This is a genomic window from Rossellomorea vietnamensis, from assembly GCF_001305855.1.
Lineage (GTDB): Bacteria > Bacillota > Bacilli > Bacillales > Bacillaceae_B > Rossellomorea > Rossellomorea vietnamensis_A.
In genome coordinates, this window is record NZ_LIXZ01000014.1 from 35,042 (window position 1) to 59,379 (window position 24,338).

A 24,338-nucleotide genomic window follows, 5' to 3' on the forward strand; every position below is an offset into this window, starting at 1 on the left:
GACATCAAACTAATCGGGAGGAAATATAGATGAAAAGAATGGCAATTTTCTTTGGTATTATCATTCTTCTATACAGTGTTTATTATGATTTAAATAAGGGTACCTTACGTCTCTTGTATAAAGAAGCGACCGTCACCGCCTCTGAGCCCCGGGTGAATGGGAATCAAAGGGAACTTTCAGAAGAACCTGCTAACAGAGGAGAAGATCCCTCCTCCCTTTCTTACGTGGAAATGGAAGTGAAGCCGGGCGATACCGTATTGAGCCTTGTGGAAGATCTTCTGGATGGATCCATCCCCGTTTCCATCGAGAGGGTGATCACCGACTTTGAAGAATTGAATGATGTCCCCCCGGCCAAGATCCAAATAGGGAAAACCTATAAAATACCGAATTATCAATGACTCGGCCATGTAATAAACACCTATTTCTTGTCATTTCACACAAAACACTGTTACAATAGCTTCGTATTACTTATAATGAAACTTTGAGAACCTTTCTAAAGGAGCGAATTACACTTGAGTGAAATTATACATCGTACAAAAACACGTCCTGTCAAAGTAGGAAATTTAACGATCGGCGGTAATAACGAAGTGGTGATCCAAAGTATGACCACGACCAAAACGCATGATGTTGAAGCAACGGTTAAAGAAATCCACCGTCTGGAAGAAGCAGGGTGCCAGGTCGTACGTGTCGCATGCCCGGATGAACGTGCAGCCGACGCCATTGCTCATATTAAGAAGCAAATCAATATCCCACTTGTTGTCGATATACATTTTGACTATAAATTAGCCCTGAAAGCCATTGAAGGCGGAGCTGATAAAATCCGGATCAACCCTGGGAATATCGGCCGCCGTGAAAAAGTCGAGGCAGTAGTCAAGGCAGCAAAAGAAAAGGGCATCCCGATTCGAATCGGTGTGAACGCAGGGAGCCTGGAAAGAAAAATCCTTGAGAAATACGGATACCCGACAGCTGATGGAATGGTGGAAAGTGCCCTTCATCATATTAAAATCCTTGAAGACCTTGATTTCCATGACATCATCGTTTCCATGAAGGCTTCTGATGTGAATTTAGCCATCGAGGCTTACACGAAAGCTGCAAAAGCTTTCGACTACCCGCTTCACCTCGGGATCACTGAGTCAGGTACTCTGTTTGCAGGTACCGTTAAAAGTGCCGCTGGTCTTGGAGCCATCCTAAGTCTTGGGATCGGTAACACGGTCCGGATTTCCTTGAGTGCGGACCCCGTTGAAGAAGTGAAAGTGGCAAGAGAATTATTGAAGTCATTCGGTTTGGCAGCCAATGCAGCTACACTGATTTCGTGCCCGACTTGCGGTCGTATTGAAATCGACTTGATTTCAATTGCCAATGAGGTGGAGGAATACATCTCCACGATTAAAGCACCAATCAAGGTTGCTGTCCTTGGATGTGCAGTGAATGGACCTGGTGAAGCCAGAGAGGCTGACATCGGCATTGCCGGTGCCCGGGGGGAAGGACTCCTATTCCGTAAAGGAAAAACGGTCCGTAAAGTACCTGAAGAGACAATGGTGGAAGAACTGAAGAAAGAAATTGACAAGATTGCTGAAGAATACTTCGCAAAGCAGGAAGCTGAAAAGAAAGAGCAGGAACAAGTCTAATCCTGTGAATGAAAGAGGACTGATCAATGATCAGTCCTCTTTTTTTGGTTTCCTGAAACGCTCCCAATTTCAAGAAAAACGATTTAGTTTAAAAGAACGGCAGTACAAATAATCCTACGATTATCGATACGGCCCCAATTCCGATTGCCCAGGCACCGAGCATCTCTGCTCCCCTGCGCCTTGCCACAAACCCAAGGACAATCCCCGCTGCCCCCATGATGACCGGGAGAATAAATAAGGAAAGAATGGATAGTGCAAGCGCAGAGTATCCTAACACACGACCTGATGTTGTCGCATCTTCTGCGGCATCATCTTCAAAGTCGCGGCTCACATTCATTGGAGCAGCAATTTCTGCTGCTGTTTCTTCACGGTAATCATCTCTACTCACATCTGTTTCCGGATTGTCGTAATACACGTCGATATCTTGAAGATTTCGATCAACGCTGTTTAATTCGCGTCGTTCATCACTCATACAGCAATCCCTCACTTTCTGTGTTTGGGAGCCTTCTTATTGTGTGTCAGTTCAGCTATTTTACTATGCTAATCTTTGTCATTTTTGTTATCTGTGCGATTGCGCTCATCGCCTTTAAATGAATAATTATTTTCGAGGTTATTTCAATACGGTGAATGTGATAAACTTGAAGGAGTTTTTATAAAGGGGAGTATGATAAAGAATGAAACGTTTTGGAATCGATATTGATGGGACAGTCACGTCACCAGAATCTTTACTGCCTCACATAAATGATCACTTTCAATTGAATTTAACCTTACAGGACATCACCCAATACGAACTGACAAAGGTCTTGGACATATCACCTGAAACCTTTGGAAAATGGTTTAAAGAAGCTGAACCACTCATCTACAAAGAATCTCCCCTTGCTCCCGGCGCAAAAACGATCCTGGATCAATGGAAAGAGAAGCACGAGCTTTATTTTATCAGTGCGAGAAGAACCGACCTATTCGAGATTACGAAGAAATGGTTCGATGCACAGGACCTTATGTATCATCATATCGAATTAATCGGATCCCACGATAAAATATCCACTGCTAAAAAACATGCAGTCGACATTTTCTTCGAAGATAAACACGATAATGCAGTGGCCATATCCGAAGAGTTATCCATCCCGGTTTTGTTATTTAACACGCCTTATAATCAAAAACCGATCCCTGATGGAGTCATTCGCGTGAATGATTGGAAAGAAGCAGATTCCTGGGTACAGCACTGGCTGCAGCAACAACGTTAATCATAGAAAAAAGCCTCATTCAGAGGCTTTTTTCTATACCTTTTTAAACAAGGATTTAAATCGTTCAACGCGCTTTCGATTCACTTTGAAATCATAATATCCCAGGCGTGATCCCGACTTGAAATGCAATAGATGGGTCTTCTCATCAATATAAAGCTCCAGGTCATCTTTGAATTTCATCCATTTGGAAGTGAAGACGGCATGCACATAATGCGTCCCTTCTTCCTTGATTTCCACATGATCAAACTGATCCAGCGTCTGGTGTATCCTTGCTTTCGCATCTTCCACTTCCCCGCTTATGGGAAGCGGCGCAATCCGGTGATATGACGTAAGATCTATCGTACTCACGCAATTTTTCTTATTTGTTGGACAATGTGTGAAAGGTACCGATTCCATGGCTACATCTCCTCTATATCGCTTCTATATACCTATTTTTCCCCTCCTTTACACAAGGTTAAACACATGAAGCCATAAGAAAGAAAAAAGGGACCCTCAGGGGGATCCCTATTGACACTGCGGACACTTACCATAAATTTCAAATTTATGTCCTGATATATCATAGCCGGTTTCAGCTAAATTTTCTTTCAACGCTTCCATTGGACACGTATGAATTTCTTTCGTTTTCCCACAATCCATACAAATGAAGTGATGATGATGATGATGACTTTCACACGTAATACGGAAATGCCTTTCACTGGATAACTCCGTTTCTTCCAGTATCCCCAGGTCTACGAAAAGGCTTAAATTACGATAAATGGTATCAAAGCTCAGACCGGGATAATCGGCTTTCATATACTCAAGCACGTCTCTGGCCGTTAAATATTTATTCGAGCTTGAAAACAACTCAATTAATTGCTGCCGTTTCCCCGTATGCTTATACCCTTTTGCTTTTAACAGATCCATCGCTTCAGTTACATTCACTTTCTACACCTCACCTTTTGAAGAATGACCGGACGACCTCAATTTCTTGATGAGGATCGTCAAGAGGAGTATCAGGATGGCCGTCATGACGATCGTTCCCCCGGGAGCAAGATTCAAATAGAAGGCGCTCACTAATCCGACAATGACAGAAATTTCCCCGAATAAAAGGGAGTATCCGATCGTCTGTTTAAAGCCGTTCGCGATCCTGATACTTGCGGCAACCGGTAATGTCATTAGAGATGAGACCAGGAGAATTCCCACAATGCGCATGGAGGCCGCAATCACAAGGGCGACCATGATCATAAAGATAAAGTGAATCGCCTTCGCAGGGATCCCGGATGCCTTTGCATGATCCTCATCAAATGATAACAGGAACAGCTCTTTATACAATAAGAAAATCACTCCGATGACAAGGACACTGATCCCGCCAATCAGATACAGATCCCCCCTGCTGACTGCGCTGACACTCCCAAATAAGTAACTGAATAAATCAGTGTTGAAACCATCTGCGAGTGAAATGAATATGACACCTATCCCGATTCCCCCGGACAGGATGATCGGAATCGCAAGCTCCTGATAATGTTTGTATACCATTCTTAATCGTTCTATGAATAAGGATCCTATTACGGAGAATGCCATTCCAAAGTAAAGGGGATTCAAACCTGAAAACCCGGGCACCATTTTACTTAAGTACAGACTTGCCGCAATGCCTGATAGCGTCACGTGGCTCAAGGCATCGGCAATCAGGGATAATCTCCTTACCACGATGAATGCCCCCAATAACGGAGCAATGATCCCGATAAGGATTCCTGTCAGAAATGCATTTTGTAAAAATTCATATTGAAAAATAGCTTGAAGCATTTTCTTCCCTCCGATCGATCATGAATGGTGATGTTCATGCTCATGATTCAAAAAATGTACATCATGACCATAAAAAGAGGAAAGCTGATTTTCTTTGAGCTTTTCAAACTCTTCTGTTTTGCCATGGAAATGTAAATGTTTATTTAAGCAGGCAACATGTGTGACTTTATTAGAGATCGACCCGATGTCATGGGTGACCAGCACAAGTGTGATACCTAAATCTTTGTTCAATTTTTCTAACATATCGTAGAAGTTTTGGACGTTACGGCTGTCGACTCCCACTGTCGGTTCATCGAGGATCAATACATCCGGATGACTCACGAGGGCCCTTGCGATGAAGACCCTCTGCTGCTGACCTCCTGATAATTCCCCGATATTCCGTTTCGCGAACTCACCCATGCCGACTGATTCGATCGCTTTATTCACATCTTGCTTATATGCTGATGAAACCCGCTTGAACAATCCGGCCTTTTTCGCAAGTCCACTGGCCACCACTTCGTATACGGTAGCCGGAAAACCTGAGTTGAAGCTGTTGGCCTTTTGCGATACGAAGCCGATGCGGTCCCATTGTTTAAACTTTTGCTGCGGGATCCCAAACAGCTCAATATTCCCCTGCTTCACCCGGAGCAGGCCAAGGACAAGCTTCAGTAAGGTGGATTTCCCTGAACCGTTCGGCCCGACGATTCCGAGAAAAGCTCCTCTTGGTATGCTCAGATTAATATCTTCAAGTACTCTTTCACGCTCATAGCGGAAATTTACATCTTCTATTTTTATAACTGGATTTGTCATATCCATCTTTATCAACTCTCTTTATAAGAATCATTACGATTTAAAAGTACATAGGGTAGTATACAGGATGCATCATCAATTGTAAATGATTCCGTTCTTCATTTAAAAAGGACCGCCCTCTTGTTTGGGCAGTCCTGAAATTTCTTAATGGGGGGGTATTACAGATCAATGAATGGCCGATTTGAAACGTGCACCTTTTGTTTCCTGGGTGCTCATGATGGTAATGAATGCATTCGGATCGACGTCAGACACGATTGACTTTAACTTTGTGACTTCAAGGCGGGTGACCACGACGTATATCACTTCTTTGTCATTATCCGTATATCCGCCACGACCCTTTAACATGGTCGTTCCCCTGCCGAGCCTCTGCAGGATTGCATCGGATACCTCAAGGTAATAATCAGAAACGATAATGACCGCTTTCGTCTCGTCCATCCCCTGAATGACCGTATCAATCGTCTTGAATGCGATATAGTACGTCATGACCGAATACATCGCTTCTTCGATTCCGAAGACGAATGCTGCCCAGCCAAAAATGAAAATATTCATGAACATCACAAACTCACCCACGGAAAACGGCAGTTTCTTCGTCAGGAGGATCCCGAGGATCTCGGTACCGTCCAGCGACCCTCCGTGGCGGATGACAAGTCCCACACCCACTCCGAGAATCAGACCACCGAACACGGTTGCCAATATCTCTTCGGTTACGAATGGATCAATATGGTGAAGGAAACTCTCTATAACCGCCAATGCAATGACTGCAAACAGTGATGACACAACAAACGTCTTCCCGATCTGTTTGTAGCCGGAATACATAAATGGAAGATTCAACAGGACCAGTAGGGTTGAAAAATTGAGAAACGGGATGGAATCGGAAACCAAATAATCCAGGATCAGTGAAATACCGATGATCCCTCCATCAATAATAGTATTGGGTACGAGAAACAGTTCGATCGAAACAGCGGCGAGTCCCGCTCCGATCGTGATGAAAAACAAACGATAAATAAAATGAAGAGGACTTTCCTTCTTATGTACTCTTTGAGTCATCGTTAATTCCTTTCCTTTTACTTATTTTCTAATAAAAGTGTCACTTTCTTGATATGAGATACATATGTATCATTTGAGGAGTGATAAACATGAAGCTATTACAAAATGTGATTAATCACAAGATCAACAATATTACAAATGATGAGTTATTAAAGTATGCAAAACAATATAATATTTCTCTCACGTCCCAGCAGGCAACAAGCATCGTCGCAAGTGTGAAAGGAAAAAACATCAATATCTTCGATGATACGAAGAGAAGCAAATTGGTTAAGGATCTGGCCAAGATCATCGGTCCAAGGAAAGCCAAGGAAATCAACCAGCTCTTTTTGCAGCTCATCCGATAATAAAAATAAAGAAAGAGGAGGCGTCTCAAGACATGACCTCCTCCAATCTTTACTGGTTCTCTATTTTCGTCAGTACCTCTTCATCAAAAGTTTGATTACGAAGCATTTCGATTTCAAACTTATAAGGAGGCTTTTTATTTTTCTTATCTTCCCCTACATATGGTGTTTCCAATATCTTAGGGATATCCTTTAGCTGTGGATGATGCACTATATAATTCAGTGCCTTGAATCCGATATGTCCGAATCCCAGATTTTCATGTCGATCCTTTGCCGCCCCTCGTTCATTCTTACTATCATTTATGTGAAGAACTTTTAAGCGGTCGATGCCGACGATTTTATCGAATTCTTCCAATACCCCATCGAAATCTTCTACGATATTATATCCAGCATCATGTGTATGACATGTATCAAAGCAAACCGAAAGGCGATCATTCAACTCGACACCGTTGATGATCTGAGCCAATTCCTCAAACGACCTTCCACATTCAGAGCCTTTTCCCGCCATTGTCTCAAGGGCAATTTGAACTTTATGATCCTTGGTCAATACTTCATTCAGGCCTTCAATGATCTTGGCGATTCCCTTATCTGCTCCCGCACCGACATGGGCACCCGGGTGAAGTACGATCTGTCCTGCCCCAAGAGCTTCCGTACGCTCCATTTCAGAACGGAGGAAATTGACACCGAGTTCAAATGTAGCCGGGTTGGTCGTGTTTCCGATGTTGATGATATAAGGAGCATGCACGACGATGTCCTCTATGCCATTTTCTTTCATATGAGCAAGACCTGCTTCGATATTCAGGTCTTCTATTTTTTTCCTTCTCGTGTTCTGAGGTGCACCTGTATAAATCATAAAGGTATTCGCACCATACGAAACGGCTTCTTCACTTGAAGCGAGTAACATATTCTTTCCACTCATGGAAACATGGGATCCAATCTTAACCATTCTTCTCAACTCCTAAGAAAATCTCTCTTTATTGTATCGAATGTGTACAAATGAATCACGTTCAAACACTTATTTGTTTCTGTTTTTTATTCTTCTTTCCCGCTTCTTGATTTGATCCATTTTGTATTTCATTTTCTTTTTATATCCCGGTTTAACAGCCTTCGGTTTACGGACTAACGATTTCGCCTTTTCATCGATTTCGTCCACGTTCGATTTTTGACGGTTTTTACGCTTGTTCAGAGGAGGCAGCTCGGACCATTCACCTTTTTTAATGTCCCGATGGGAAAAGCTGATTCCCAGCTTCTCCAAACGATTCAGCGCATCTTCATCCGAAGGCGTATAAATGGTGTAGGCAATACCGCTGTTCCCCGCACGTGCTGTACGGCCAGAGCGATGAATATAAAAATCCAGATCCTGAGGCAGTTCATAGTTGATGATATGGCTGACCCCTTCGATATCGATCCCTCTGGCTGCAAGGTCTGTAGCCACAATGTATTGATAATCAAGGTTTCGTATTTGTTTCATCATTTTCTTACGCTCACGTGGAGAAAGATCACCGTGAATTCGGCCGACCTTTAAACCTTTGGCAATCAGGCCATCGGCTACTTCATCCGCCTTTTGCTTCGTGTTCGTGAACACAATCCCTAAGTAAGGATTTATCTCCACTAAAATATTGTAAAGGAGATTCGTTTTATCCCGGCTCTTCAAAGGTACGATCACGTGCTCAATATTTTTTGCCGACAGCTGTTCAGGCTCAACATGGGCATACTGGGGATTTTCCATATACTTTTTAAGAAACGGCTTCAGTTTCTCAGGGATCGTGGCAGAAAACACTAACATCTGTAGTTTTTCAGGCATCTTCGCAGCAATTTGATCCACATCTTCAATGAAGCCCATATCAAGCATCAAATCAGCTTCATCAATTACAAGAAGCTTCGCTGTATGGACGAATAGCGCCTGGTCCTTCACCAAGTCATTGATCCGTCCCGGCGTGCCGACAACGATATGCGGCTGATGTTTTAACTTCTCGATCGTTCTCTGCTTGTCCGTTCCCCCGATATAGCAACGGGATACGATCTCAGTGCCCTTTGTAATCTTAAGTACTTCCTGATAGATCTGTTGTGCCAGTTCACGGGTAGGTGCAGTGATGACAGCTTGAACCTGTTCAGAAGCTGCATCTACCTTTTCGATGATCGGTAATAGATACGAGTGGGTTTTTCCCGTTCCCGTTTGAGATTGGCCGATCGCACTCTGTCCTTTTAAGATCAGAGGGATCATTTTCTTCTGAATTTCAGTTGGTTCATAGAAACCCAGTTCTTCTACAGCTTCATTGATGAAAGACTGAAATCCAAATTGCAGAAATAAATTCTTTTTCATTGAGTACATCTCCTTTTATCGTCATATCCTTTTATCTACGCTGTCATCGGGATGGATGTCAGGTGCCGTTCACATCATCACCACAGATTTATATAAAATGTACGAATCACTTTTCAGTTGTCAGTGATTTTATTTTAACGTTAGCAAGCGTCATATTTAAAGAACATCTAATCATTATAATCAATTTTCAGCAAAACATCTAGGTCAACTTGATTTTATTTCAGATGATATTGTCACAATACCCTTTTTTGACCTGTTGCATACTCTATAGTGACAACGAATTTATTGAAATGAAAGGAGGCTGTCATTATGCCGCCTAGAAGAATGAGAAATCAAGGTCAGGATATGCGAAATCCTTTCGGAATGAGACAGCGCCAGGGTAACGGATTCGGGTTACAGCAAGCCGGGAGAAATACTTTCGGGTTGGGACAACGGCAAGGTAACGGGTTCGGATTGCAGCAATCTGGCAGGAATCAATTCGGGATGGGACAGTCACAGCCCCCGCCTTTTCAATTTGGAAGGCAAAATCCAAATCAAGGCTTTAATATGGGAATGAATCAAAGAGGCAGAGGCAGAGGACAAGGCAAAGGGCTGCTTTCGAAGTTCCTGAAAAAAGGGGAAAATCGCAATGCCGGCGGTGGCGGACTTTTAGAACAGTTTACGAGGTCTTCTGCAGGTGAAGCGGGATTTGAACGATCACCGCAGGCAGCGGGCGGAATCATCCAATCTCTCTTGAATCCCGGCAATGTCAATTCCTTTCTGTCTAACACTCAACAAATGCTACAGACTGCACAACAACTGGGTCCGATGTTTCAGCAATACGGTCCAATGGTCAAAAATATCCCATCTCTTTGGAAGCTGTACCGCGGGTTTAAGGATATGTCTGCTGAAACGCCTGATGAACCATCTGTAGAGATACAAAGTGACGAAAGCGACAACATCCCTGAAACAGAAACCCCTGTGAAGAAAAAAAAGAAAAAGAAACCCTCAGTAAAAATTACTGAAGAAGAAGATTGGGAAGAAGAGGCACCGTCTAAATCACAATCAAAACCAAAACTATATATATAAAAGCCGCATCCCTAAAGGTATTAACTCACCTGACAGGGATTATTTTTTTGAGTTGCTATCCAAGGGTCCAAAGCTTGTATATCATGTAAAAATGCCCTTTCACTTCGTTCTCTTTGTCAGACTGACCTTTCTCCTTTATAATGAAGACAAAACACACTCTCTTGTAGGAGGATATTTATAGATGGATATTATTAAGATTACTCCGAGAGGCTATTGTTATGGTGTGGTAGATGCAATGGTCATTGCCAGAAATGCCGCACTAGACAAATCGCTTCCTCGTCCAATTTATATTCTGGGGATGATCGTCCATAACAAACATGTAACGGATGCGTTTGAAGAAGACGGAATCATCACTCTCGATGGCAGCAACAGAAAAGAAATCATTGAACAGGTCAATGAAGGAACGGTGATCTTCACAGCTCACGGGGTATCCCCTGAAGTGAAGGAAATCGCAAAGCAAAAAGGACTTGTCACCCTGGATGCAACATGTCCAGACGTCACGAAGACTCATGACCTGATCCGGGCAAAAGAAGCTGAAGGCTATGATGTCATTTATATCGGGAAAAAGGGACACCCTGAACCTGAAGGGGCTGTCGGGGTCGCACCCGATATCGTTCACCTTGTAGAAACGGCGGAGGATGTCGAAAAGCTATCCATTGACAATGAGAAAATCATCGTGACGAACCAAACGACCATGAGTCAGTGGGATGTACTCGATACAATGGACAAAGTGAAGGAGATGTATCCTCATGTCGAGCTGCACAAGGAGATCTGCCTTGCGACACAAGTCCGACAGGAAGCAGTGGCGGAGCAGGCAGGAGATGCCGATGTTCTCATCGTCGTCGGTGATCCGAAGAGTAATAACTCCAACCGCCTTGCCCAAGTCTCGAAGGATATCGCAGGTACTCCCGCACACCGTATTTCAGACATCAGTGAACTCGACATAGAGTGGATCAAAGATGCGGGTGTCGTCGCTGTCACAGCCGGTGCGTCCACTCCAACGCCGATTGTCAAGGAAGTCATTAAATTCCTTGAAGCCTTTGACCCAAATGATGAAACCACTTGGACAAGAGAGCGCAATGTTCCTTTAAACAAAATACTCCCTAAAGTCCGAAAAGCGAAAATGGGAACAAAATAAGAATGTTGAAAGGCCCCCTGCTATTTTGCAGAGGGCCTTTATTATTACATATACGTAAAGGGGTTCGTTTCCGCCTTCGAAGCAAAGATATTCACAATATACCCTTTTTCCGAGCATCTTTTGGCCAAATGAGCGGCTACACCATCTTTCATCACTTTTTCAATATGATGACCTGCATCTACGACATTTAGCCCCATCATCATGGCGTCATGAGCCGTATGATAATAGATATCTCCGGAGACGAATACATCAGCACCCTGTCTCTTGGCTTTTCCGATGAACTTATTTCCATCCCCGCCGAGTACCGCCACTTTCTTCACCTTCGCTTCGCCGTCCCCAATCAACCTGATTCCATCCATGCCTAATGTTTTCTTCACAAACAGTGCAAAGTCCTTCAGGCTCATTTCCTCTCTTAAATCTCCTATCCGGCCGAGCCCAAGGGCTTTAGACCCGTTCTCAAGGGAGTAGATATCATAGGCGATCTCTTCGTATGGATGATGGGTAAACATCGCTTTCAATACCTTTTTCTCCAGGGAAACAGGATACACCGTCTCCACCTTTTCTTCTGAAACCTCTTCAAGTGCGCCCTGCTTCCCGATATGAGGATTGGTCCCATCCCCGGGCAGGAATCTCCCTTGTCCTTCGGAGGAGAAACTGCAGTGGGAATAGTTTCCGACATGTCCGGCTCCGGCTTTCCCTAAAGCCCCCCTCAGTTCCCCTGCATGTTCTTTCGGCACATATACCGCCAGTTTACGGAGTTCTTCCTGATAGGTAGGTACGAGTACAGAAGGATCCTGTAACTGGAGCTTAGCTGCGAGCAGATCATTCACACCGCCTACTGCCACATCCAGATTGGTATGGGCAGCATACACAGCAATATCGTGTTTGATCAGCTTTTCAATCATTCTTCCCTGATACGAATCAGTTTGCAAAGATTTTAGTGGTCGAAATAATGGCGGATGATGGGCAATGATCAATTTGACATTATTCTTGATCGCTTCATCCACGACATTTTCCAAGACGTCCAAGGTGATCATTACATTTTCGACCTTCTCATTCAGCTTACCGATTTGAAGTCCGATGGGATCTCCGCTTTCAGCCAGATATTTTGGGGAGAATTCTTCAAAAAGCTGAATCATTTCATGGCCGTTTACTGTTTTCATGTGATAAGGACCTCCTCAACCATTTTGATTTTGTGCAGAAGCTCATTTTTACGCGCTTCCAACTCTACGGTCTGCTCTGCCTTTTTCATGTTATTCACGATATTCTTCCACTGACGGAGTTCCTGATTCCATTTTTTAATGAATGCATCATTCCGATCTTTCATCAAGAACGGCCCGAGCAGCAGTTCTTTTTCAAGTTCTTTGGAATAGTGAGTGTGTGGATTTCCTTTTTCCGCTATCAAAATTTCATATAGCTTATCATCTTCTTCAAGAATTTCCTCACCGATCAAATCCCATCCATTGTCCATCAGCCACGTCCTGATCGATTTCGCACTCACATTGGGCTGGAGGATCAGTCTTGTACCGTCCGCAAGCTTGTCCTTGCCTTCCTCCAAAATCGATGCAATTAATGCACCACCCATTCCCGCAATCGTAATACAATTTACTTCGCCGGGAGATACGACTTCTAAGCCATTGCCCAGTCTCACTTCTACTTCCCGGGTCAGCCCAGCATCTTCCACTTGTTTTTTCGCAGAAAGGTAAGGTCCTTTTACCACCTCACCGGCGATCGCTTGTGAAGCGATGCCTTTATTGACTGCATAGCAGGGAAGGTAGGCATGATCTGAACCGATATCGGCAATTTTAGATTGTTCTGGTATGTATGAAACAACTGTTTCAAGTCGTTTTGATAATTGTTGAATATTCATTCGTTCACCTTTACTCATTTTTATTGGTCCTGCTTATCTGATACTCATTCTAACCAACTTTTCCATATAAAAAAAGCCCTTTGCCCAAAGACAAAGAACCTTTTTCATTCATTCATTATTTAAGTGATTTGATCCAGTCTGCCATTGCATCAAGATTTTCATCTGCTACAAGACCAGCCGGCATGATGCCTCCACCATTTTTGATTCTATCTTTGATCTCGTCTTTTGACAGCTTCGTTCCTTTAAGAGCAGGACCCGCGCCACCTTCATAGTTCCCACCATGACAAGATACACAAGACTCCTTGTACTTAGCTTCCGGATCGAACTCCCCGCTTGAAGCTTCTTCGCCTTCTTTGCCGGCAGTCTCACCATGCTTTTCATCCTTCGCTTTTTCATCGGCATTGTTAAGGCCTTCAATCGATAAGAAGAAAACAAGACCAATTCCAAGGGCCATGATCAGTACGAATGGAATGATTGGATTACGATTCATGAATTTAACCTCCTTTATGTACAACATCCAAAAAATAGTGCTCTTTTCAACACTTTTTATTTTACTGTAAAAACCGACAAAGTAAAAGTACTATCAATTAACTTTTCCATCTTTCTCACAAATTAGACACATTTCCTTCTTTTTTCCTGTTTTCATCTTCCATTTCTACGGACGAACGAATCCCTTAAGGAAAAAACAGGTGAGCCCTACCGGCCCCCAGTGGACCGACAGAGCTCACTCTTCCTCATTTAGGACTTGACCCCTATTGGCAGCCAATCAACCTTGATATAACCATTCTCTGTACTTCTGATGTCCCTTCTCCGATTTCAAGGAGTTTCGCGTCACGTAAGTAGCGCTCGACATGATATTCTTTCATGTAACCGTATCCGCCATGAATCTGAATCGCTTCGTCGGCTACTTCCATACTGATCTCCGAAGCATATAACTTACACATTGAAGCCTCTTTGGAAAATGGTCTTCCCTGATCCTTTAACCAGGCTGCTTTATGGACCATGTTCCTAGCGAGCTCGATCTTCATTGCCATGTCAGCCAGCTTAAATTGTGTAACTTGAAATTGAGATAACGTTTTACCGAATTGTTTTCTTTCTTTCGCATATTGAAGAGCCTTGTCAAAAGCAGCCTGAGCCACACCGACGGCCATTGCCCCTATTCCGATCCTGCCCCCATCCAAGGTTACGAGGAACTGCTTGAAGCCTTCCCCTTGCTTCCCTAAAAGGTTTTCCTTCGGGACTTCCACGTCCTCAAGGACCAGCTCAGTTGTATTGGAGGAATGAAGCCCCATTTTTTCATAATTATCAATGACCGTAAAACCTTTGGCCTTGGTAGGTACGATGATCGCACTAATCTCTTTATCACCATTGTTCCTGCCTGTAATCGCCGTCAGCGCGAGATGATTCGCATAACTTGCATTGGTGATATAACATTTATTACCGTTGATGACCCATTTATCCCCTTTATCTTCAGCAGTGGTTTGGGTTCCCCCCGCATCTGAACCGGCATTGGGTTCAGTCAGGCCGAAAGCCCCAAATGATTCCCCTGTACAGATCGGCGTTAAGTATTCCTGTTTCTGCTCGTGTGTACCAAATAAATTGATCGGGGCGCCTCCCAGTGAAATATGGGCAGAGTACGTGATCCCCGTTGAAGCACATGCACGGCTGAGTTCTTCCGTTACGATGGCAAAGCTTACCGTATCCGCTCCGGCTCCACCATATTCTTCCGGAAAGGGAAGTCCCATCATCCCCAGATCAGAAAGTTTCTTGAAAATTTCTTTTGGAAATTCCTTTGTGCGGTCGCGGTCCAAAGCACCAGGCGCCACTTCTTCATCAGCGAATTCCCTGATCGTTTTCTTAATCATTGTTTGCTCTTGTGTTAAGTCGAAATTCATCTTTATCCCCCTTGTCTAACTTTGATGACTGAAAGCCACAGACTTCTACAGTACATAGAGCTCTTTCAATCATAGTCATACGATTCTATGAATGCGCTCTCATTCCTATTATAAGAGGGTATCGTGAATTTTCTCAACTTTAAAAAACTTTTAAATTTTCAGAAGTTATAGTAATATATAAATTCCTACAAGGAACGCTCCCACACATCCCGCCAGCGTGAAATAATTCATCTTCCATTTCACCCCTGCACCTATCCAAATAAAACAGTTCAGAAATAAGGTTATGTATAATTGCGAAGTGTTCTCTTCAAAGATCTCCCCCGTTATTTTTATGGAGGAAAGAAGCAGGATGCACGCAGCTGACGTATAGAGAAGCAAAGGTGAGAATTGTTTCTTAGTATAATAAATTCCTACACCCATTAATAATCCGACAAAACTTGCCAAAATCGCTGTTTGCAAAACGATTGACAATTCAGTAAAATAAATGACAAATAATGAAATTACTATTGAAGAAATGGAAATCAGGAATTCTTTTAGGAAGGGTTTTTTCTGAGGTTCCGCAGTTTGACTGGCATTGATCCCTGCTCCTTCTGTATACAGCGCAAGAAGAAAGTCACAATATTGTTCAGGCAGCATCTTCGTTTGCTTCCAAAGGAGAATTTCATGGATAATGGTTTCTGTTTTTGAATCCTTTATTCTGGTCACTTTTGTCACACCTTTTTTATTGCATCCTTTAGCTCTATTCGGCAACGTTCATAAAAAACCCTTTAAATCGGACAAAAAAACTGCCTCTATGCACAATAGAGGCAGTAAAGAGTGGTTCTATTCCAAAAAGTCTTTCAAGCGTTTGCTTCTGCTTGGATGGCGCAGTTTTCGAAGGGCTTTTGCTTCGATTTGACGAATACGTTCCCGGGTAACACCAAACACTTTACCCACTTCTTCCAATGTACGGGTTCTGCCGTCATCCAGACCAAAACGTAACCGTAGAACATTTTCTTCCCGGTCTGTAAGAGTATCCAGGACATCTTCAAGCTGTTCTTTCAACAGTTCATAAGCTGCATGTTCTGAAGGAGATTGAGCTTCTGCATCCTCGATGAAGTCTCCAAGGTGAGAATCGTCTTCTTCACCAATCGGTGTCTCAAGGGATACAGGTTCTTGAGCGATCTTGAGAATTTCACGAACCTTTTCTGGAGTCAGGTCCATTTCTTCAGCAATTTCTTCCGGTGCGGGTTCACGGCCCAGATCTTGAAGCAACTGTCTTTGGACGCGAATCAGCTTATTAATGGTCTCAACCATATGAACCGGGATACGTATCGTTCTTGCCTGGTCAGCAATGGCACGGGTGATGGCTTGTCGAATCCACCAAGTGGCATACGTACTGAATTTGTACCCTTTCCGGTAATCAAACTTTTCCACTGCTTTAATAAGACCCATGTTTCCTTCCTGGATAAGATCCAAAAAGAGCATCCCGCGGCCAACATAGCGTTTTGCGATACTGACAACGAGTCTCAGGTTCGCTTCGGCCAGACGTCGTTTTGCTTCCTCATCACCATCTTCAATTCTCTTGGCAAGATTGATCTCTTCCTCTGCAGAAAGTAAATCGACTCTACCAATTTCTTTCAGGTACATACGTACAGGATCATTTATCTTAACCCCGGGAGGAACACTTAAATCATTGAGATTAAACTCTTCTTCCTCTTCCTTCTCTAACTCCGTGGCACCTGGATCATCATCTTCGTCACTTTCATTAACGATTTCCACATCCTGTTCACCTAAGTGTGCATAGAATTCGTCCATTTGATCGGAATCCAATTCGAAGCCGGATAATTTATCTGCAATATCTTCGTATGTGAGGACTCCTCTTTTCTTACCTTGGTTAACTAAAAATTCTTTCACCTGATCAACAGTTAATTCTGACGCTATTTGTTTGGAACGCGCTGACTTTTCAGCCATTTGTTCCCCTCCTTCCAACTTCCTTACAAAACTTTATAGAGACTTACGCAGCTGTAAGATTTCCATTGCGATTTGTGCTTCCTGCCTGTAATCCTTTAGTCTTTCCGCTTCTTTTCTTTCCACTTCTTTTTCTTTTATTCTCAACATCTTTTGATGTTTTAACACCTGGTTAACGTAATCTGTCAATTCCTGATCCGTACTTTCTTCACTTATGGACATCATTTCGATTTCCGTCACGATCCTTCTGAGCCTTTCATCAGGAAGATACCCGATGAACGCACTGGCACTTGGAGGCAGACCTTCTTCATAATAACCCAATAAATAAGTAATAATAGCCTGATGCTCATCGATATTGAGGTTCGTGCCTGCAAGCCACCCCTGAATCTTATAAGCGATAGTCGGATCCTTCAGCATGTAGGCAATCAACCTTCGCTCAGCGGTTTGGTATGCCGGCAGCAGCCTGGACTGCGTGGGCTGTTTGAAATTCCCTTGCATACCGACCTGTTTAGGTGGTTTAGCAACGCGATTTTCCGGACCTTGCAATTCAGACAGCTGTTGTTGAAGAGCCTCTAACGATAGTTCGAACTCATCAGCCAGGTATCTTAAATAATAATCCTTTTCAACCGCTTTACTTAATTGAGTAATTTCCTTAAGTATGTCTTCTATATACTTAAGGCGATCTCCTTCATCATTTAAGTTTTTATTCAGTTTATAATACCGAAGCTTAAAAGCCATGAACGTCAAACTTACCCCTATTACATCCTGTTGGAATCTTTCTGAACCATATTTGGTGATGTAGTCATCAGGGTCTAATTGTTCGGGAATTACGGCTACGCGTATGTCCAACTGATGTTTGTGAAGAAGCTTCCCGGCTCTGAATGCAGCTTCCACTCCGGCAGAGTCACCATCGTAACAAATGATGATGGAATCCGTTAATCGCTTTAATAGGCCTATTTGCTGTTCCGTCAATGAAGTACCCATGGTGGCTACTCCGTTTTCAACCCCGGCTTCGCTTGCTGAAATAACATCGGCAAAGCCTTCAAATAATATCGCCTGCTGTTTTCTTCTAATCATTGCTCGTGCATCATGATAATGATAAAGGATGCTGCTTTTATTGAAGATCTTTGTTTCTGGACTGTTTAAGTATTTAGGCTGGTCATTCGCATCGATCGTCCTGCCTGAAAATGCAACAGTATTCCCTTTTGTATCCACAATCGGAAACATGATTCTTCCCCTGAAGCGATCGAGGAATGAATCGTCCCTTTCCCTTCTCACGAGTAAACCAGCAGCTTCCATCAGTTCAAGGGAGTAACCCCTCTTCTCCAGAAACTTGACCGTGAAATCCCAACTCGGGAGCGACCAACCTATCTGGAATTTCGTGATACTTTCCGTTGTAAAGCCCCTTGCCAGTAAATATTCCAGTGCTTCCTGACCTTCCTTTGTATTTAGAAGGAGATGATGGTAAAATTTACTTAATAAGCTGTGAGCTTCCATCATTTGCTTCTCGTCCTCTTGAGGAGGAAGCGGTTGATCAGAAGAAGGGGTTTGAATGGCAATTTCTTCTCCGACTCTTGATCCCAGCTTTTGAGCCGCCTCGAGAAAGCTGAGGCCGTCTACATCCATGAGAAACGTAAATGCGTTTCCTCCTGCACCACACCCAAAGCAATGAAAGATTTGTTTGTCGGGAGAAACAGAAAAAGATGGAGTATTTTCTCCATGGAACGGACATAAACCAAAATAATTCCTGCCCTGCTTTTTCAGTTGTACATAATCACTGACAACATCGACGATATCGGTTGACGATAAAATTTTATTTAACTTATCCTCAGGGATTCTTTCAGACATACTCTATCACCTGTTTTTATTTACCCTCTTAATCCATTCTGTACTTATTGCGATTCTCCTGCAATTTCCGACAAGATTTTATCGAAGGACGTACAAAATGTTTCTCTGTCTTCATTTGTAAAAGGCTTGGGACCTTTACCATAGTTGCCTCTCCTGCGTTCTTTGGCTGCGACATACCGATAATCGAGTGCCGTGACAATACTCTCTTCCCTGTAGGCTTTTCCCCTGGGAGAGATGGCATAAACTTTTTTCGGTAATACCAGACTTGCAAGCCCTATGTCCTGTGTCACCAGGACGTCTCCTGCCTTGACATGATTCATGATGTATAAGTCTGCCGCTTCTTTCGAACTATCCACATATACCCATTCACCTTCATCCGGTGTGTTCTTTCTGTGGGCATGGGAAGCAACAAAAATGATGTTAAAGCCATAACCTCTTGTTATTTTAATGATTTCCTGTTTTACCGGGCAAGCATCCGCGTCTACATATACGGTAGGGTTATGATCGCTAATACTAACTATTCTACATCACTCCGCATTATCCTTCTCTCTTTTTAGAACTTTCCCAGAGATTTGATTGAAATTGTCGAATTTTAATTCAGACGAGACTTGACATATCACAATAATTAGTTTATTCCTTAAGAGTTTAGTCTAAACCTATTTTAAATATTTTTATCACAATTTTTTATTATAGTATAATCGGACAAGTTTGACCACTATAAAAACTTAATTCCTTTAAGGTTTTTGTTATCATTTAAAAATCACCAAAAAAAAAGAATGATTCCCTTTCCATATTAGGGGAATCACCCTTTCAACACGAAAAATGTGTCCGCCGATCAATCGTTGGCTTTTTGGTAAATGTTTGTGATGACATTGGCTGTTTCTTCGACGGCTTTGTTGGTTACGTCGATGACGTGACATCCGATGCGGTCCGTAATTTTTTCAAAATACGTCAGTTCATCTTCTATACGTTTTATATTTGCGTAGCTCGCCTGATCGTTCAGTCCGAGAGACTTTAATCTTTCCCTGCGGATCGTATTCAGCTTCTCCGGGCTTATTTTTAATCCGAAGCATTTCTTCGGTGAAACCATAAATAATTCTTCCGGGGGATCTACTTCCGGGACAAGCGGAACATTCGCCACTTTGATCCTTTTAAGTGCAAGGTATTGCGACAGCGGGGTCTTTGACGTCCTGGACACTCCGACAAGTACAATATCCGCCCTGAGGATGCCCCGCGGGTCACGCCCATCATCGTATTTGACGGCAAATTCAATGGCTTCCACCTTCTTGAAGTAGTCGTCATCAAGCTTTCTGACAGTCCCGGGTTCAAACAACGGTTCCCTTTGGTAGGAAGATTGAAATTTGTCCATCAGCGGACCGATGATATCAAATGCATAGAGCTCTTCCTTTTCAGATTGTTCTTTGATGTATGCACGCATATCCGGTTTTACAAGGGTATACACAATCAACCCCTGATTGAGCTTCGCCAAGGAAATCACTTCATCGATATGTTCGGTGTCCTCTATATACGGAAAGCGTTTAATGACCGTATTGGAACCATTGAATTGGCTAATCGCCGCTTTTGTGACTAATTCGGCAGTCTCCCCCACCGAGTCGGATACAACATAGATGATCGGTTCTTTCACGATCGTTCACCACCTTCTAGTATTCATCTGCCAACGCAACAAATGCTTTTGTTATATTGGTCTTCGTAATCCTGCCTATGACTTCTAAATCACCGTTTTCGGTCTTTTTGATGACGGGTACAGAGTCAATTTGCTTATGAATCAAGTCCTTCGCCACTCCGATCAGCTGGTCATCTTTTTCACAAACCGTGATATTGGGCATCCTTGTCATAATAATATTCACCGGCAACGTACTGAGTTCCTGCTTCCCGATACTCGCTCTTAAAAGATCTTTACGGGAGAGGACACCCACTAAGTATGTATTGGCATCCACGACAAACAATGTTCCCACATCTTCCAGAAACATAGTTACGATGGCATCATACACGGAAACATTTTCATTCACCACAACGGGGATCGATTGATAATCCTTGACGAATATTTTGTTCAGGTTCTCCGTCAGCAGCTGTGTACCTGTTTTCCCTGTATAGAAATACCCCACCCTTGGACGGGCATCCAAGTAACCTGCCATGGTCAGGATCGCAAGGTCGGGTCTCAGAGTCGCCCTGGTTAAATTTAATTGATCCGCTATATGTTCACCAGTGATTGGCCCATTGTCTTTTACTATTTGCAGAATATGTTCTTGACGCTTATTAAGTTCGATTGTTACTCACCACCTAACGGTCAAACGATTTATGTTATACTTTATATTAAATATTATATACTATTTAACCGAAATGAAAAGAGCATATTATCATCCATTTGTGACAACCTATAGCTGAATTTCACTTTACAAAGAGTATCTTCTTTTGAATAAAACTTCAAATCTTTTCTCCTCTCTAAATCATTAGTTGTTTTTATTTCTTTATCATGATAAAATGTCTTCATCTTATAACCAATAAAGCTATGATGGATCAATAATCCTTGCTGACAGATAAGCGACTGGGGACAGTGAAAGCCCAGAAGGCATGGAGACGGCAATCCGGAGCTATTTACCGATTAAAAGTGGGTATACTTGTATGTATATCAACTAGGGTGGAACCGCGAGTAACAAGCTCGTCCCTAGGCCTCAAGCGCCTAAGGACGAGCTTTTTTATTTACATAAATGATAAAAAGGAGTGACTTATATGTCAATGGAACAAGTAGTCAACTTAGCAAAGCACAGAGGATTTGTCTTCCCCGGTTCTGAAATTTACGGAGGACTTGCCAACACATGGGATTACGGCCCGCTTGGTGTAGAGTTAAAAAACAATATTAAAAAAGCTTGGTGGAAAAAATTCGTACAGGAATCCCCTTATAATGTAGGCCTTGATGCAAGTATCCTGATGAATCCCCAAACATGGGTAGCTTCCGGACACGTTGGAAACTTCAATGATCCGATGATCGACTGTAAGCAATGTAAAACTCGTCACCGCGCAGACAAAATCATCGAAAACGCTCTGGAAGCAAAAGGTATCGAAATGATCGTCGATGGTCTTTCTTTCGAGAAAATGGAAGAAATCATCAAAGAGCATGATATTGCGTGTCCTGATTGCGGGAGCCATGATTTCACGGGTATCCGCCAATTTGATCTTATGTTCAAAACCCATCAGGGAGTAACGGAATCTTCTACAAATGAAATTTATTTACGTCCTGAAACTGCACAGGGAATCTTTGTAAACTTCAAAAACGTTCAGCGATCCATGCGTAAGAAGATGCCTTTCGGTATTGCTCAAGTAGGTAAAAGCTTCCGAAATGAAATCACTCCTGGTAATTTCACATTCAGAACCCGTGAATTCGAACAGATGGAATTGGAATTCTTCTGCAAACCTGGTGAAGACCTTGAGTGGTTCTCATACTGGCGCGAATTCTGTAAAAACTGGTTACTGAATCTTGGAATGAGCGAAGATAACATGAGACTGCGTGATCATGATCAAGATGAATTATCCCATTACAGCAACGCGACAACGGATATCGAATACAAATTCCCGTTTGGCTGGGGTGAGCTTTGGGGTGTGGCAGATCGTACAGACTTCGACCTGAAGCGTCATATGGAACACTCGAATGAGGACTTCCACTACATGGATCCACAAACGAATGAAAAATATGTCCCATACTGCATCGAGCCTTCCCTTGGGGCAGACCGGGTAACCCTTGCATTCCTATGCGATGCATTCGAAGAAGAGGAACTCGAGAACGATTCACGTACCGTGTTACGTTTTCACCCGGCGCTTGCTCCGTTCAAAGCGGCTGTGCTGCCACTTTCTAAAAAGCTTTCTGACGATGCAATCAAAGTGTACGAAGAGCTGTCACAGGATCTTATGATCGACTTCGACGAAACGGCATCCATCGGGAAACGTTACCGCCGCCAGGACGAAATCGGTACACCATTCTGTATCACATTTGACTTTGACTCTGTAGAAGACGGTCAAGTAACCGTACGTGACCGTGACACAATGGATCAAGTAAGGATGCCAATCAGTGAAGTTAAAGCGTTCTTGCTAGAGAAAACCAAATTTTAAACCCTAAAGCGGAGGCGGCTCGTTCAGCCCCGACAAGCATATCTGGAAAATCCCTGAAGGCACACTTTTTGCCTTTGGGGATTTTTTTAGATATGACCTCGAGGGGCTAGCCGCCGGAGCTAGAAGACCCCTAAAGCGGAGGCGGCTCGTTCAGAGGCGACAAGCATAAGACGGCCCTGCTGAAAAAGGCGTTCTTTGCCTTTTTGGCAGGGTTGACTTATGACCTCGAGCCTCTAGCCGCCGGAGCTAGAAGACACAATAAAAAATCAGGCCCATTCACAAAAGTGAATGGGCCTTTCTATATCACAAGCAGCATCTATAAAACTAGAATAAGTCCTTAAGGTTATCCATTTGGTCCAGAAACCTCCTGGACTTTAATGTCAGACCTGAGTTTTCATCGTAATAAGTCCTGATTACCCGCTTCAATTGATGTTTCGTTTCATCTTTCACCGATATATTTCCCAATCGATTGAGGTCGAAATAGTAAAATACCCTGAGAAGCTTCACAGTGCTTTGTGAGATCGGTAAATGATGTGGGTCTTCACTTAAACAGCGATGACAGATGAATCCATTTTCTTTAAAAGAAAAAGCGAATTCACCATCGGTTTCCCCACACACAGCACATCCATTCAGGTGAGGATACAACCCCAGTACAGGGAGCATCTTCATTTCAAAAATATGCATCAGGATTTCCGGGTCATAGTCTTCATTCAAGTAGTGAAGAGTTTTGTAAAGCAATTCAAACAGGAAGGGGTTCGGCTTTCGGTCCTCGGTCGCTTTATCAAGGAGGTCAACGATATAAGTGGCGTAAGCCGTCTTAAACAGATCCTCCCTCACATGCCTCAGGGACTCTGCCATTTCTCCCTGTTGAAGGGTACCAAGCCCGCTTCCTTTGATAAAAAGGAAATAACCATATGTAAACAATTGTGAAATGGCGGATAGACGGCTATTAGGTTTCTTTGCCCCTCTAGCCATCAATCCAATCTTTCCAAATTCCCGTGTATATATGGTAACAATCTTATTCGACTCACCGTAATGATTGGTTCGAATGACAATTCCTTCACACTTCTGCAGCATTTAGCCACCTCCCGATCTCTATCTTCCCGGGTGATGACAAACTTATCACGTTAAAGGAAAATCAACTTCCGCTGTTTCTTCTTCAAAGCTGTAAGGATCCTCAAATGTCTCCTTCTCAAGCTCCTTAAAAAGGAGATAGGTGTCGATACTCCCTGTCTGCGAAAAAAATTTCCATGTTAAGTCTAACATTAAAAAACCCACCTTTCTGGATTT

At 43.1% G+C, this 24,338-nt stretch carries 27 protein-coding genes; 7 read left to right on the top strand and 20 right to left on the bottom strand.

All coding sequences use genetic code 11. From position 1 onward, the window contains the following. Positions 1 to 29: 29 nt before the first annotated feature. Together AM506_RS15800 and ispG are read left to right on the top strand one after the other, a co-directional pair. Positions 30 to 398 (top strand): hypothetical protein, encoded by a 369-nt coding sequence (locus AM506_RS15800; RefSeq protein WP_060673456.1) that lies wholly within the window; start codon positions 30 to 32, stop codon positions 396 to 398. A gap of 123 nt (positions 399 to 521) precedes the next feature. Then, positions 522 to 1,628, top strand: coding sequence for a flavodoxin-dependent (E)-4-hydroxy-3-methylbut-2-enyl-diphosphate synthase (ispG, locus tag AM506_RS15805; protein ID WP_152968614.1), 1,107 nt, complete (start codon positions 522 to 524; stop codon positions 1,626 to 1,628). 88 nt (positions 1,629 to 1,716) lie between these two features. Here ispG and AM506_RS15810 read toward each other — a convergent pair whose 3' ends face one another. Next, positions 1,717 to 2,100 carry a DUF4190 domain-containing protein gene (locus tag AM506_RS15810; RefSeq protein ID WP_034757567.1) on the bottom strand — a complete coding sequence of 128 codons (384 nt, stop codon included), beginning with the start codon at positions 2,098 to 2,100 and terminating at the stop codon, positions 1,717 to 1,719. A gap of 202 nt (positions 2,101 to 2,302) precedes the next feature. On the opposite strand from AM506_RS15810, the gene AM506_RS15815 reads away from it, so the two are divergent. Continuing rightward, positions 2,303 to 2,872, top strand: coding sequence for a hypothetical protein (locus tag AM506_RS15815; RefSeq protein ID WP_060673458.1), 570 nt, complete (start codon positions 2,303 to 2,305; stop codon positions 2,870 to 2,872). Between the two features lie 33 nt (positions 2,873 to 2,905). Here AM506_RS15815 and AM506_RS15820 read toward each other — a convergent pair whose 3' ends face one another. The 5 genes from AM506_RS15820 to AM506_RS15840 form a co-directional block, all read right to left on the bottom strand. Then, on the bottom strand, positions 2,906 to 3,268 hold the full coding sequence (locus AM506_RS15820; protein ID WP_060673459.1) for a DUF1499 domain-containing protein: 363 nt from the start codon (positions 3,266 to 3,268) through the stop codon (positions 2,906 to 2,908). A 108-nt stretch (positions 3,269 to 3,376) separates the two neighbouring features. After that, positions 3,377 to 3,793, bottom strand: coding sequence for a Fur family transcriptional regulator (locus AM506_RS15825; RefSeq protein ID WP_060673460.1), 417 nt, complete (start codon positions 3,791 to 3,793; stop codon positions 3,377 to 3,379). Between the two features lie 3 nt (positions 3,794 to 3,796). After that, positions 3,797 to 4,654 carry a metal ABC transporter permease gene (locus tag AM506_RS15830; protein ID WP_060673461.1) on the bottom strand — a complete coding sequence of 286 codons (858 nt, stop codon included), beginning with the start codon at positions 4,652 to 4,654 and terminating at the stop codon, positions 3,797 to 3,799. 18 nt (positions 4,655 to 4,672) lie between these two features. Continuing rightward, positions 4,673 to 5,449, bottom strand: coding sequence for a metal ABC transporter ATP-binding protein (locus tag AM506_RS15835; RefSeq protein WP_060673462.1), 777 nt, complete (start codon positions 5,447 to 5,449; stop codon positions 4,673 to 4,675). Positions 5,450 to 5,608: 159 nt separating this feature from the next. Beyond that, a complete protein-coding gene (locus tag AM506_RS15840) occupies positions 5,609 to 6,490 on the bottom strand; it encodes a YitT family protein (RefSeq protein ID WP_060673463.1) in 882 nt (293 codons plus the stop codon). Between the two features lie 89 nt (positions 6,491 to 6,579). On the opposite strand from AM506_RS15840, the gene AM506_RS15845 reads away from it, so the two are divergent. Then, positions 6,580 to 6,834, top strand: coding sequence for a DUF2624 domain-containing protein (locus AM506_RS15845; protein ID WP_060673464.1), 255 nt, complete (start codon positions 6,580 to 6,582; stop codon positions 6,832 to 6,834). 49 nt (positions 6,835 to 6,883) lie between these two features. On the opposite strand, the gene AM506_RS15850 is transcribed toward AM506_RS15845, so the two are convergent. Both AM506_RS15850 and AM506_RS15855 read right to left on the bottom strand, forming a co-directional pair. Then, positions 6,884 to 7,777, bottom strand: a complete 894-nt coding sequence (locus AM506_RS15850) for a deoxyribonuclease IV (protein ID WP_060673465.1) — start codon at positions 7,775 to 7,777, stop codon at positions 6,884 to 6,886. 69 nt (positions 7,778 to 7,846) lie between these two features. Then, positions 7,847 to 9,154, bottom strand: a complete 1,308-nt coding sequence (locus AM506_RS15855; RefSeq protein ID WP_060673466.1) for a DEAD/DEAH box helicase — start codon at positions 9,152 to 9,154, stop codon at positions 7,847 to 7,849. A gap of 309 nt (positions 9,155 to 9,463) precedes the next feature. On the opposite strand from AM506_RS15855, the gene vrrA reads away from it, so the two are divergent. Both vrrA and AM506_RS15865 read left to right on the top strand, forming a co-directional pair. Next, positions 9,464 to 10,222 carry a VrrA/YqfQ family protein gene (gene vrrA / locus AM506_RS15860; protein ID WP_060673467.1) on the top strand — a complete coding sequence of 253 codons (759 nt, stop codon included), beginning with the start codon at positions 9,464 to 9,466 and terminating at the stop codon, positions 10,220 to 10,222. A gap of 181 nt (positions 10,223 to 10,403) precedes the next feature. Beyond that, the gene (locus AM506_RS15865) at positions 10,404 to 11,360 is read left to right on the top strand and encodes a 4-hydroxy-3-methylbut-2-enyl diphosphate reductase (RefSeq protein ID WP_060673468.1); all 957 of its coding nucleotides are present in this window, start codon (positions 10,404 to 10,406) and stop codon (positions 11,358 to 11,360) included. Positions 11,361 to 11,404: 44 nt separating this feature from the next. Here AM506_RS15865 and AM506_RS15870 read toward each other — a convergent pair whose 3' ends face one another. From AM506_RS15870 to AM506_RS15915, 10 genes are all read right to left on the bottom strand, one after another. Continuing rightward, entirely contained in the window at positions 11,405 to 12,523 is a 1,119-nt protein-coding gene (locus AM506_RS15870) for a Nif3-like dinuclear metal center hexameric protein (protein ID WP_060673469.1), read from the bottom strand. Next, positions 12,520 to 13,230 (bottom strand): tRNA (adenine(22)-N(1))-methyltransferase, encoded by a 711-nt coding sequence (locus AM506_RS15875; protein ID WP_060673511.1) that lies wholly within the window; start codon positions 13,228 to 13,230, stop codon positions 12,520 to 12,522. The genes AM506_RS15870 and AM506_RS15875 overlap by 4 nt, the downstream gene beginning before the upstream one ends. A gap of 115 nt (positions 13,231 to 13,345) precedes the next feature. Further along, complete coding sequence (gene cccA / locus AM506_RS15880) at positions 13,346 to 13,720, bottom strand: cytochrome c550 (RefSeq protein WP_034757540.1); 375 nt, start codon at positions 13,718 to 13,720, stop codon at positions 13,346 to 13,348. Positions 13,721 to 13,982: 262 nt separating this feature from the next. Then, positions 13,983 to 15,125 carry an acyl-CoA dehydrogenase family protein gene (locus AM506_RS15885; RefSeq protein WP_060673470.1) on the bottom strand — a complete coding sequence of 381 codons (1,143 nt, stop codon included), beginning with the start codon at positions 15,123 to 15,125 and terminating at the stop codon, positions 13,983 to 13,985. 165 nt (positions 15,126 to 15,290) lie between these two features. After that, positions 15,291 to 15,830 (bottom strand): hypothetical protein, encoded by a 540-nt coding sequence (locus AM506_RS15890; protein ID WP_060673471.1) that lies wholly within the window; start codon positions 15,828 to 15,830, stop codon positions 15,291 to 15,293. Between the two features lie 117 nt (positions 15,831 to 15,947). Then, positions 15,948 to 17,078 (bottom strand): RNA polymerase sigma factor RpoD, encoded by a 1,131-nt coding sequence (rpoD, locus tag AM506_RS15895; RefSeq protein WP_060673472.1) that lies wholly within the window; start codon positions 17,076 to 17,078, stop codon positions 15,948 to 15,950. Positions 17,079 to 17,111: 33 nt separating this feature from the next. Next, positions 17,112 to 18,923 (bottom strand): DNA primase, encoded by a 1,812-nt coding sequence (gene dnaG, locus AM506_RS15900; RefSeq protein WP_060673473.1) that lies wholly within the window; start codon positions 18,921 to 18,923, stop codon positions 17,112 to 17,114. Positions 18,924 to 18,967: 44 nt separating this feature from the next. After that, the gene (locus AM506_RS15905) at positions 18,968 to 19,435 is read right to left on the bottom strand and encodes a YaiI/YqxD family protein (RefSeq protein WP_235576130.1); all 468 of its coding nucleotides are present in this window, start codon (positions 19,433 to 19,435) and stop codon (positions 18,968 to 18,970) included. A gap of 323 nt (positions 19,436 to 19,758) precedes the next feature. After that, positions 19,759 to 20,571 (bottom strand): pyruvate, water dikinase regulatory protein, encoded by an 813-nt coding sequence (locus AM506_RS15910; protein WP_060673474.1) that lies wholly within the window; start codon positions 20,569 to 20,571, stop codon positions 19,759 to 19,761. Between the two features lie 13 nt (positions 20,572 to 20,584). Beyond that, the gene (locus tag AM506_RS15915) at positions 20,585 to 21,211 is read right to left on the bottom strand and encodes a helix-turn-helix transcriptional regulator (protein ID WP_060673475.1); all 627 of its coding nucleotides are present in this window, start codon (positions 21,209 to 21,211) and stop codon (positions 20,585 to 20,587) included. Positions 21,212 to 21,674: 463 nt separating this feature from the next. On the opposite strand from AM506_RS15915, the gene AM506_RS15920 reads away from it, so the two are divergent. After that, on the top strand, positions 21,675 to 23,048 hold the full coding sequence (locus tag AM506_RS15920; RefSeq protein WP_060673476.1) for a glycine--tRNA ligase: 1,374 nt from the start codon (positions 21,675 to 21,677) through the stop codon (positions 23,046 to 23,048). Positions 23,049 to 23,372: 324 nt separating this feature from the next. On the opposite strand, the gene recO is transcribed toward AM506_RS15920, so the two are convergent. Further along, on the bottom strand, positions 23,373 to 24,125 hold the full coding sequence (gene recO, locus AM506_RS15925) for a DNA repair protein RecO (RefSeq protein WP_060673477.1): 753 nt from the start codon (positions 24,123 to 24,125) through the stop codon (positions 23,373 to 23,375). Positions 24,126 to 24,170: 45 nt separating this feature from the next. After that, positions 24,171 to 24,314: a YqzL family protein gene (locus AM506_RS22245; RefSeq protein WP_082386398.1), complete on the bottom strand. Its 144-nt coding sequence runs from the start codon at positions 24,312 to 24,314 to the stop codon at positions 24,171 to 24,173. Positions 24,315 to 24,338 lie beyond the last annotated feature (24 nt).